The following is an 11,084-nucleotide window of genomic DNA, read 5'->3' on the forward strand; positions in this document are numbered from 1 at the left end:
ACCCCTAGATAGAATATTTTAAGTTAAAAGAAACGTAATCTCGGTCAGAGAAAGTGTTGGTGTCGCCACCACCCCAAAATGAGTTGTAACTTACATCCAAAGACCATGCATTTTGGTAATTAAAGCTCATGGTAGCACCTAGCGACTTACGATCTTCAATGAATAAGAACATTGGATCCGGCGTATTACCATTTACATCATGCGAAAATACAAAACGTGGTGAAAAGTTAATACCGTTGTAAAGGTTAAAGTAGTCACCTTTAGCAATTAGGCGATAGCCCCATGATGAAGCCGTAGCAAACGATTTTTGCTCAGGGCCATTTGATAACGCCATGTGTAATGCAGAGTAATCTGAACTACCAGGGCCTTGCATAATACCGCTTCGACCAGTACCAGACACATTCAAGCGCATTTCATCGTATTCAGGCATATTGTTGATACGAACACCACCAATTTCACCCACCACAGCCCAACTATCAGCACCTAATGACGGGCCAAATAAATGCGTTGCCGTAAACTGTAATTGTGATGTATTGCGCTCAATATAACCTTTGGCTAATTCACCAGGGCCAACAACACTTGCAGCATCGCCCTTACTCATTTGCGAAATACCTGCAAACTCAGGACGTAAACCCGCAATAGCTAATTGTTCAGGCATTGCTGCATAAAGTAATTCTACGTCATCGATTTGTAGCGGTTCGTCTTCACGAAAAGTAAACTCACCAGCAAACGCTGTTTCACCAAGTGAAGTGTTAAAGCTTAAACCGTAAAGTTTAATATCTTCAGGGTACTCGTTAGTTGCTTTAGCAAATGCTTTTAAATCAGATACGTTATCAGAGGTAATTTCTGTGGTAGCAATCATCGCTAAATCTTGTTGTATTGATGCTTGCGTGAAGTTAGATACGCGACCTGAAATAAGTGGACGACGGCTATGGTAATTTACATGGTAAAGTGCCACTTCTGTATCGTTCCACTCGGGTAAGAACATGCCTAAGCGTAAACCATATTGGCCGCCATCATCTGGCTCTGTTTTGCCATCGTAGCCTTTGCCTTTTAGCGCGACCTTGGTCGGGTACGCTAAGTACATATTTGCCAATAGCTCTTGGCCAGCTGAGCTTGATGGGTCAATATCTTGGCTCGCAGCCACTTGGCCATAAGTTGCCATTAGATTGTTTAAACTATTGGTTAAAAATGCTAAATCAATATCAGGATTTGAGGTAAAACCTAGCTGAACGTTTTGTTGATAACCATTTTCTGCAGCAAAATCATTGGTAGAAAAATAAGTCCCTGCTGCTGGTAGGCGAGTTTCATGCCATTGATACTGATAAAAACCTTCTAAGGTGATGTTTTCAGTAAGCCCTAGCGATGCCCACAACATACCAACTGGAATAAACGCTTCTTTTAGTTCAGCCCCTGGAGCTTTCAAACGGTCAATATCAACCGGGTTTACGTTAATACCATGAGAAATTAACGTACTTTCACCCCAGTTTACTACTTGTTGACCCAAGCGAATTGACAGTGGATTATAACCATCGTTTAAATCAAAGTTCGCCCATACGTAGGCATCAAGTAAACGAAGGTCTGCACAACTTTGCTCTTTAGTATCATCATCATCACAAGGATCTACACCTTGCCCTGATGTTGGATTAACATAAGCACGATCGCCGTCCATTAATTCAAAATCATAAAAATACATAAAACGGGTAAATAAGCCGTAGTTATCTTTACTTATTGAAAGGTCATGCGTGCCCTTCAATAGTTTTGAGAAAGACTCGCCGCTATTAAAGTTTAAATCACCGGCATCGCCATTGTTCGAGTAAGAGCCCGGTTGAGCCCAAACATCTTGTGATGAATAAATCGGATTAACTGCTGGGTTATAGCCAGTCCAATCGAAAGATGGGTTATTACTTTTACCTATGATGTTAAAGTCACGGTCTTCAACACGAATACTTTGGCCATAAGAAAAAGTAGAATCGAAGGCGATATCAAAACCACCTACCTCAAATGTTGCAGCCTGTGTCTGTGCTGCAGATAAACCGATAGCCGCAGCTGTTAAGCCGAGTACTATTTTATTTTTAACAAAAAGCGATCTTCTTATCATTTTGGTTCCCCCCTGTCGCGGGTATTTTTTGTGTGATCAAGTTATTGTTTTTAGTGTAATCGTAACGATAGAAGCGAATTAAACAAATTACAAATGGTCGCCTTCAATCAGTTATAAGTTTTTTATTTGTTCGACGTTTACGTATTGGTAAGACGTCATACCAGATAATTTATACACGTAAATTAACAATAGGACAAATCGAAATTAACAAAAAGGCAATATTTGTGTATATCTATATCATAAAAAACAATAGCTAGGCTACTCGTTCGAGACGGATGAACTTGTTTTCATTACTTAAAATAAGTCTAAATCGACCTCGGATCCCTAAACTCGAAATAAAAGGTCGAAGATAATGAGCGGAAAAACGAATTGTTTTACCGCTATCAGCTGTCACTTGGATAGAGCTATACCGTCCATGGTAATAATCCATGCACTTTGTATAGCTCAAATTCATACTAAAATAATGTTCTATCATGATTTATTGTAAGGCTTTTTCAACCTTTTCAAATAAGTCGTCGCTTAAACCTTCTAAATTAGCTAATCGCTCTAATTGTGCTCTCATTGCAGTTGCACGCGTTTCGTCATAACGACGCCATGACATAAACGGCGTTAACATACGAGATGCATTTTGCGGATTAATCGCATTAAGCTTAATCAATAAATCGCCAAGTAATGTATAGCCCGTGCCATCTAAACGATGAAACTGTGCCGTATTAAAATGAGAAAAGCTGCCCACTAATGCACGTACTCGGTTTGGATTCGAAAAATCAAAGCAAGGATGCGAGTACAAGGCTTTTATTTTCTCGATAGCATCTTCAGCAGAGTTCATTGCTTGCAAAGCAAACCACTTATCCATTACTAATACATCATGGCGCCATTGAGCGTCAAAATGCTCGAGCAATTGATCTGACAATGGGTGAGCTGCTTTAACCACACTGCTTAATGCACCGAGTACATTGGTCATATTTGTTGAAGATGCAGCCTGCTCAATTAAACTTGCCGCATCAACACTGTCGGTTTTTGCCAAATAATGAAGACAAAGCTGTTTCAGCGCACGTATTGCCACCGCTTGGGCACTCACACTACCATCATCAATGATTGCCTGGTAACAACTTAAAAACTCACTGTGCAATTGTGTGGCTATTTGCTGTTCAAATAACTCAATGTTTGCCGTTATCTGATCTACCGGTATTATTTCAAATTCAGCAGCTAAGGTATCAAAACTTGGTAACTTCAACAGTTCAGCAATCAATGCTAAATCACCCTCACGTTGAGATAGCAATGTGCGAAGTGCATCAATCACCTCCTCACTCAATGGAGTTTTACTTGCTGAAGTAACATTGGCTTTAAGAGCGTTAATAAATAACTGCTGTTGTGCATCCCAGCGTGAAAAATCGCTACGCGCAAAACGCATAATATGCAGTAAATCCGCTTCACTAATAGATTGATTTAAAATACATGGGGCTGAAAAATCTTCGAGCAATACAGCGGTTGGATTACTGTGAATATTATCAAAGTAAAATGTTTGCGAGCTATTAGTTACATCCAACACATTATCAAGCTGTTTCCCTTGGTATTGCAATGTAATACTTTGCCCTTGAGAGTCTAAAAGCTCAATAGCAAAAGGGATATGTAACATTGCATTATCAGGCTGGTTCGCTGGCGTAAGCTGCTCTACGGTAAGCGAGAATATTTGCGAAGCTTCATCATACTTTTTAGTTACGTTTAGGCGAGGCGTACCACAATGATTATACCAACGCTTAAATTGTGATAAATCAATGGATGATGCATCACTCATTGCTGCAACAAAATCATCACACGTCACCGCTTGCCCATCATGGCGTTCAAAGTACAAAGCCATGCCTTTTTGAAAGTTTTGCTCACCTAAAAGGGTATGCATCATGCGAATTACTTCTGCCCCTTTGTCATATACAGTCACAGTGTAAAAGTTATTCATTTCAATCACTTTTTCTGGACGTATCGGATGAGCCATAGGACCGGCATCTTCACTAAACTGATGAGTACGCATCACTTTTACAGCATCAATTCTATTAAGCGCACGAGAGCCTAAATCACTACTAAATTCTTGATCTCGAAATACCGTCAAGCCTTCTTTTAAAGACAATTGAAACCAGTCACGGCAAGTTACACGATTTCCGGTCCAGTTATGAAAGTACTCATGGCCAACAATAGACTCAATGGTGTGGTAATCTTTATCGGTTGCCGTTTCTTGATTCGCCAACACGCATTTACTGTTAAAAATGTTTAAGCCTTTATTTTCCATTGCTCCCATATTGAAAAAATCAACGGCAACAATCATGTAAATATCAAGGTCGTACTCTAAATTAAAGCGAGTTTCATCCCAAGCCATCGCTTTTTTAAGCGAAGTCATGGCATGCTCTGTTTTTGGTAAATTTCCTTTATCAACAAATAACGCTAAGGTGACGTCTTTACCACTACGTGTTGTGTATTTGTCGTGTAAAACATCAAAGTCCCCAGCTACTAAGGCAAACAAATAGCTAGGCTTTTTGAATGGGTCTTGCCATTTTACAAAATGGCGTCCATCTTGCGTTTCACCGCTATCAACTTGATTACCATTTGAGAGTAAATGCGGGAATGTTGTATCTGCAATTATAGTGACATCAAAAGTCGAAAGGACATCAGGACGGTCCATATAGTAGGTTATTTTTCTAAACCCTTGCGCTTCACATTGGGTACAGTAAGCCCCGCCCGATAAGTACAACCCCTCAAGTGAAGTATTGGTTTGCGGTGATGTTTGCGTCACTATACTTAGCTGACACTCATCAGGTAGATTATTAATGATTAATTGCTGATTTATAATTTTATAATCTGTGAGCTCCTCACCCTCTACCGACAATGAGATCAAAGTTAAGTCAATGCCATCTAATACCAGTGGCGCATTAGAATCGCCAACGCGCTTAAGTGTTAATAAAGCATTTACCTGAGTTTGTAATGGCTGTAAATCAAACGTCAGCTCAGTGTGTTCGATTGAAAAATGGGGGGCTTGGTAGTCTTTTAGATATTCTGCTTGAGGTTTTTGTAGTTCAGTCATGTTCACTCCAAAAAAATAGCCCCTTTTAGTGATAAAAGGAGCTACTTAAATTAAGCCGTTTGTTTAGGTTTAATACGTAGTATCTTAATTCCTAAGTAAGCGTAAATCACGGCTAAGAAAGGATTTATAAGGTTAAAGAAAGCATAAAGCGCATAGTCAAACGGATTGATTAATAAAACACTTTGCATATACGCACCACACGTATTCCACGGTATCAGTGGGCTAGTAATTGTACCGCCATCTTCTAGAGTACGTGATAAGTTAACAGGCTTTAAGCCCCGCTTTTTGTATTCTTCTTTAAACATCCGCCCAGGTACCACAATGGCAATATACTGATCGGCAGCAATAACATTGGTACCAATACACGTTGCAATAGTGGAGGCGATAAGAGAGCCAGTGCTTTTTGCTATTTTTAGAATACTTTTAACAAATATATCAAGTAGACCCGTCTTTTCCATAATTGCACCAAACATCAGTGCTGTCATGATCAACCATGTGGTTGTTAGCATGCCAGACATACCGCCGCCGCTCAGTAACGAGTCCATTTTCGCATCGCCCGTGTTAATCGTGAAGCCATCAAAAAAGGTGGTCCAAACCAGTTTAAAGTAACCGACAAACTCACCCTGAGTCATGTCTATTTGGCTAGCAATTAAGTCCGATTGAAATAGCATAGCCCACACCGCGCCAATGACAGCACCAATAGAAATGGCGGGAAACGCTGGCATTTTTCGAATAGCAAGTACGAGTAATACAATTAACGGCACCAACATTTCTAAGCCAATGTTAAAGTTTTGCTGAAGAATTGCAGTTATTTGGTCTATTTGACCCGCCTCTCCCGCTGCTGTCGCGTTAAAGCCCATGAAAACAAAGATGATTAATGCAATTACAAAGCTAGGTACTGTAGTCCAAAGCATATGATGAATATGTTCAAACAAATCTGCACCAGCAACGGCTGGAGCTAAATTGGTTGTTTCAGATAATGGACTAAGCTTATCGCCAAAATATGCGCCTGATATTACAGCACCCGCGGTAACTGTCGGCTCTAAACCCAGTCCTGAAGCGACACCGAGTAACGCAACACCTATAGTCGCTGCTGTAGTCCATGAACTACCAATACTCATTGCTACAATGCCACAAATTAAACAACTCGCGGCATAAAACCAACTAGGATTGATAATTTGTAGACCGTAATAAATTAATGTCGGAACGGTTCCTGATAATAGCCAAGTTCCGATTAATGCCCCTACCATGAGTAAGATTAAAATCGCACTAAGAGATAAGGTGATCCCCTCAATCATTGCATCTTCTAATTTTTTCCATGTGTAGCCATTTTTTAAACCAATTAACGCCGCAGCGAATGTTGCAAACAACAAGGCAATTTGATTGGGACCTGACGATGAGTCATCACCAAATAAGTACACAGCGGCACCTAATAAACAAATTAATACAGCAATTGGAATGAGTGCATCAAAAAACGAGGCACTTTTTAGTGGTTTTTCTTCAATTGGCTTCAAAATATAGACTCCTACACACATTCGATGCATGTTGATTATTTTTATTAGCACGTACGCGCATTTATTGAGCACTATTGATCTAGCTCAACTTTTGGTAATCCGCGATTATAACAATTTAGCAAATTATCGATAGTAAAAAAGGCGCCTAGGCGCCTTTTTTTTTTACAAAGTGAAGCTGAATTTAGCGCTTAGCTACGCGACCATATTTGATATAATCTTGCGTAATAAGAGCAGCTTCTTCAAGAAATGGGTCAAGCTCTTCAATTACCTCAGGCACATCATCCAAGTTTTCTACAGGTTGTTTGCCTAAACGCTTTAAACGCTCGTTAGTGCGTGCTAGTGCTCGCGCTTCATTTTCTTCTTTTTCTTTAATGCGCTTTTTCTCGACTAAAGAAATTGTTTTACGATCTTTTTCTTCGTTGTAACGAGCGATATCCTCAAACACATAATTAAATTCAGGTTCAGTTTTAATTCGCTCATTGTGCTGTTTTTCAAGCACATTTATAACAGGGTTTAAACGCCCTATTTGCTTATACTTCGCTTGTACTATGCTATCCCATGGTAGTGCATTATCTTGCTTACTTTCCCCCCACTCTGCAGGGTCAATAGCCGATGGGAACGTAATATCTGGGATCACCCCTTTGTGCTGTGTACTACCACCATTAATGCGGTAAAACTTTGCAATTGTATATTGCACACTACCTAATGGATTATCGTATAAGTCATAAGCACGCGCTAAACCTTTATGCTGCTGCACGGTCCCTTTACCAAAGGTTTGCTCACCAATGATAACGGCGCGGCCATAATCTTGCATAGCTGCGGCAAAAATTTCAGACGCGGATGCGCTGTATCTATCAACAAGCACTGTGAGTGGGCCATCATAATAAGTAATGCCGTCACGATCTTTTTGCTCTTCAATACGGTTGTTTAAAGTATGAATTTGTACTACTGGACCTTGATCAAAAAACAAACCTGATAACTGCGTAGCTTCATATAATGAACCGCCGCCATTTTGACGTAAATCAATAATAATACCGTCTACGTTTTGTTCTTTGAGTTTAGCCAACTCAACTTTTACATCTTTAGATAAGTTATTGTAAAAACCAGGGATTTCTATTACACCAATTTTGCTGGATAAATCAGAATAACTGGCTTCAAATACTTCTGATTTGGCAGCTCTGTCTTCTAGACGAATTTTATCACGGGTAATTTCAACCACTTTTGGCGTACCGTGAGCATCTGCACCCTTCAGGTATTGCAAACGCACTTTAGTACCCTTAGGACCTTTTATTAAATCAACCACATCATCTAAACGCCAGCCAATTACATCAACAAACTCTTCGCCATCTTGAGCCACACCAATAATGCGGTCATCGGCTTTAATTTGCTCAGATTTGTCTGCCGGGCCTCCAGGCACTAAACTACGAATTACCGTGTAGTCTTCATCAGGCGTTAATACTGCGCCAATCCCTTCAAGCTCAAGATCCATATCCATTTTGAACTGCTCTGCACGACGTGGAGATAAGTATGAAGTATGTGCTTCAATACTACGTGCAAGTGAATTCATTACAATTTGAAATGCATCTTCAGATTTTGATTGTACAAGACGCTTCTCTGCATTTTTATAACGCTTGGTTAAAACGTCTTTTATGCCAGGCCAATCTTTACCTGTCATTTTTAACCGTAATGCATCATATTTTACTCGCTCGCGCCAAATTTCATCTAATTCAGCTTGCGTGGTCGCCCATGGAGCATCTTCACGGTCATAAAAATATTCATCTTCAGTGTCGAACGTCATTTCATTTTCAAGTAGTGAAAGCGAAAATTCGTAACGTTCAAAACGACGTTTAAGGCTTAAGTTGAAAATATCAAATGTAAAGCCTAACTTGCCGCTAATAAGCGCGTTATCGAAACTCTCACGATATTGCTCAAAAGAGTCAATATCGCTTTTCAAAAACACGCTTTTATTAAAATCAAGGGATTCGATGTAACGATCAAACACTTTACTTGAAAGCTCATCGTTAAATCGAACAGGTGTGTAATGCGAACGAGTAAATAGATTAGCCACTCGTTTACTGGCTGTACCGTGCTGACTTTCCTGCTTGAGCAAAGGTAAGTCTTCTAATGTTACCGGCTCTACTGCAGCCAATAATGAACCTGAAAACAGCGCAGCAACTAACGGAATGAGCGTAAACTTTTTACTCATACACAACTCCTTAATTTTTTTCGCAACTTAAATGATGTATAAGCTGTCGGCTTTGGTTTTTACTTGCATACCGGTCACTAATTCAACGTGAACATCGTCTTTGTTTACTTCAGTGATTACTGCATTAACAAGTGCTTGGCCAAGTTTAACTTTAACCTTGTTATTAACCTTGACCTCGCCTGCTGGTAAAGGTTCAACTTTTCCTGAACGCTTAGGCGCAGCGGCTTTTGCAGGCTTTGCTGCAGCCGATGAATTTTTAGCCGCGTTAGCTGGTTTCTTTTTGAAAGATTTTGCTTCTGAATCTTGACGAGGGCGTTGCTGCTTTTTACGCTTTGCCATTTTAGCACGGCTTTCTTCCAACGCTTTTTGTGCGTGGTCAATATGCTCTTGCTCAACTTTTTCGCCTTGATTTCCGTCAAGATCGATTCTAAATTCAGATTTAGTAACCGCTTCAAGGTAGCGCCAGTTAGATGTGTATTTTCTAAGTGCTTGACGAACTTGTGTCTTACTAACTTTTTCAGAGCCTTCAATACGCTCAGCGATATCTTTAAAAATACCTACTTTAAGCGGCTGAATGCCCTCTTTTTGTTTAAAACATTGTGGAAATTCTTGGTATAAGAACTCCAATACTTCATTAATATCTTTTAGCTTGTTTGTGGTTTCCATTTTAGAACCTATTTAATCACATCTTTTCATCAAGGGCAGAATCAACATAGTGGATACACCAATCGGCTAACTCTTCAAAGTCAGCTTCAATCACAGCCATATCACCACGTAAATGTTCCCAAATACCATTTATAATTTCATCAATTGAATCACAGTCTAAATCATCAGGTAGACGATCCCATGCCATGTGAATCAAATCATTGAGCGTTTCCGCTACATGTTCTTCATCCCCTTCCCAATCACCAACATCTTGAACGGCAAAAAGGTAGTCTTGAACATTTAGCAAGTCTTTCATTACAGGCTAGCCTCTAAGCATTTTACAAGTGCTTCAAGCCCTGCTTGGTCATCAGTATCAAATCGGCCAATACTTGGGCTATCTATGTCTAGTACCGCAAATACAGATCCATTTTTCATGATAGGTACAACTATCTCAGAATTTGATGCTGCATCACAGGCTATATGACCGTCAAAAGCATGCACATCTGAAATTAATTGGGTTTGCTCGGTCGCCGCAGCAGTGCCACATACCCCTTTTCCTACTGGAATACGAATACAAGCTGGATTGCCTTGAAATGGACCAAGTACCAATTCTGATGGTGAATCCATAAAATAAAAGCCCGCCCAATTCACATCTTCTAAAGAGGTAAATAACAGCGCGCTTATATTTGCCATATTGGCAATTATGTTTGATTCACCGCCTATCAGCGATTCAGTTTGCTTAACTAATGACTGGTAAAAATCGTGCTTTTGCATACCAAACTACTTCTTATTAAACATACAGTAGCTAAAGGTACTCTTTGTCACTAAAAATTGAAACCTTTTGCGGGTAAAAAAAAGGAAATTACATGGTTTTACGACACACTTGATTAAATATTCCGCAATTAACTTTGTACCGATTTACGCAGGCCGAATAAAAACAGTCCAGCGGCAAACCCTGACATCACACTATTGATTAAAAAGATCTCGCCTGTAGTGGCGCTCAAAAGATAACTAAAAATAGCGCCACCCAGCAAGCCCAGTGTTAATACTCCAGAATAATTTACCTTAGAATACTTAAACATAAGTAAATAACCCGGCACTACAAACGCGGCCATAGTTAAACCCACTATGTGCGCGTTAGCAATAGCGGTCATTAATAGTCCTAAAAAAATAGAAACAGCGTCACCACGCATAGTCAATGCGTAGTAAATCCCCAACATACTGCCAATAATAACGGGAGATAATAATGAAAGTGCGACGCTTTTTGCGAGTTGATGTTTCATTGTAAGATCCTTAACAAAAACATAAATCTTTAATTTCTAAGCATGCACTAAGAGCCAAAGCTTATAAATAGAGACTATGGTCGTATTTTTTAACTGAATATGCTTGGTTTTTAAAAAGGTATAGCGAATATGAGGCACAAAAAAGCCCGCAAATCGCGGGCTTATCTGATAATGGTGGAGAGATAGGGATTTGAACCCTAGAGGGGCTATAAACCCCTGCCGGTTTTCAAGACCGGTGCATTCGACCACTCTGCCATCTCTC

Annotated in this window: 10 protein-coding genes; all 10 read right to left on the reverse strand. The window is 39.9% G+C overall.

The window, feature by feature from the left end:
* Positions 1-4: 4 nt before the first annotated feature.
* Positions 5-2,101 carry a DUF1302 domain-containing protein gene (locus CWB77_RS11915; protein WP_138622873.1) on the reverse strand — a complete coding sequence of 699 codons (2,097 nt, stop codon included), beginning with the start codon at positions 2,099-2,101 and terminating at the stop codon, positions 5-7.
* Positions 2,102-2,354: 253 nt separating this feature from the next.
* Positions 2,355-2,576: a DUF2835 domain-containing protein gene (locus CWB77_RS11920; RefSeq protein ID WP_010390154.1), complete on the reverse strand. Its 222-nt coding sequence runs from the start codon at positions 2,574-2,576 to the stop codon at positions 2,355-2,357.
* Positions 2,577-2,579: 3 nt separating this feature from the next.
* Positions 2,580-5,174, reverse strand: a complete 2,595-nt coding sequence (pepN, locus tag CWB77_RS11925) for an aminopeptidase N (RefSeq protein WP_138622875.1) — start codon at positions 5,172-5,174, stop codon at positions 2,580-2,582.
* Positions 5,175-5,224: 50 nt separating this feature from the next.
* Positions 5,225-6,709 (reverse strand): Na+/H+ antiporter NhaC, encoded by a 1,485-nt coding sequence (gene nhaC, locus CWB77_RS11930; protein WP_041709519.1) that lies wholly within the window; start codon positions 6,707-6,709, stop codon positions 5,225-5,227.
* Between the two features lie 160 nt (positions 6,710-6,869).
* Positions 6,870-8,894 (reverse strand): carboxy terminal-processing peptidase, encoded by a 2,025-nt coding sequence (prc, locus tag CWB77_RS11935; protein ID WP_109874586.1) that lies wholly within the window; start codon positions 8,892-8,894, stop codon positions 6,870-6,872.
* Positions 8,895-8,921: 27 nt separating this feature from the next.
* On the reverse strand, positions 8,922-9,560 hold the full coding sequence (gene proQ, locus CWB77_RS11940) for an RNA chaperone ProQ (RefSeq protein WP_010390161.1): 639 nt from the start codon (positions 9,558-9,560) through the stop codon (positions 8,922-8,924).
* Between the two features lie 16 nt (positions 9,561-9,576).
* Positions 9,577-9,855 carry a hypothetical protein gene (locus tag CWB77_RS11945; protein WP_010390163.1) on the reverse strand — a complete coding sequence of 93 codons (279 nt, stop codon included), beginning with the start codon at positions 9,853-9,855 and terminating at the stop codon, positions 9,577-9,579.
* On the reverse strand, positions 9,855-10,313 hold the full coding sequence (gene msrC / locus CWB77_RS11950) for a free L-methionine (R)-S-oxide reductase MsrC (protein ID WP_054201014.1): 459 nt from the start codon (positions 10,311-10,313) through the stop codon (positions 9,855-9,857). The genes CWB77_RS11945 and msrC overlap by 1 nt, the downstream gene beginning before the upstream one ends.
* A 128-nt stretch (positions 10,314-10,441) precedes the next feature.
* Complete coding sequence (locus tag CWB77_RS11955) at positions 10,442-10,822, reverse strand: hypothetical protein (protein WP_008112036.1); 381 nt, start codon at positions 10,820-10,822, stop codon at positions 10,442-10,444.
* A gap of 36 nt (positions 10,823-10,858) precedes the next feature.
* Positions 10,859-11,084: hypothetical protein (locus tag CWB77_RS18485; RefSeq protein ID WP_212750886.1), on the reverse strand; the 226-nt coding region annotated here is incomplete at its 5' end.

It is taken from the genome of Pseudoalteromonas sp. S1610, from assembly GCF_005887465.1.
Taxonomy (GTDB): domain Bacteria; phylum Pseudomonadota; class Gammaproteobacteria; order Enterobacterales; family Alteromonadaceae; genus Pseudoalteromonas; species Pseudoalteromonas undina.

Coding starts and splice junctions, on each gene's coding strand:
- CWB77_RS11915 (WP_138622873.1), bottom strand. CDS start 2,101: ATGATAAGAAGATCGCTTTTTGTTAAAAATAAAATAGTACTCGGCTTA.
- CWB77_RS11920 (WP_010390154.1), bottom strand. CDS start 2,576: ATGATAGAACATTATTTTAGTATGAATTTGAGCTATACAAAGTGCATG.
- pepN (WP_138622875.1), bottom strand. CDS start 5,174: ATGACTGAACTACAAAAACCTCAAGCAGAATATCTAAAAGACTACCAA.
- nhaC (WP_041709519.1), bottom strand. CDS start 6,709: ATGTGTGTAGGAGTCTATATTTTGAAGCCAATTGAAGAAAAACCACTA.
- prc (WP_109874586.1), bottom strand. CDS start 8,894: ATGAGTAAAAAGTTTACGCTCATTCCGTTAGTTGCTGCGCTGTTTTCA.
- proQ (WP_010390161.1), bottom strand. CDS start 9,560: ATGGAAACCACAAACAAGCTAAAAGATATTAATGAAGTATTGGAGTTC.
- CWB77_RS11945 (WP_010390163.1), bottom strand. CDS start 9,855: ATGAAAGACTTGCTAAATGTTCAAGACTACCTTTTTGCCGTTCAAGAT.
- msrC (WP_054201014.1), bottom strand. CDS start 10,313: ATGCAAAAGCACGATTTTTACCAGTCATTAGTTAAGCAAACTGAATCG.
- CWB77_RS11955 (WP_008112036.1), bottom strand. CDS start 10,822: ATGAAACATCAACTCGCAAAAAGCGTCGCACTTTCATTATTATCTCCC.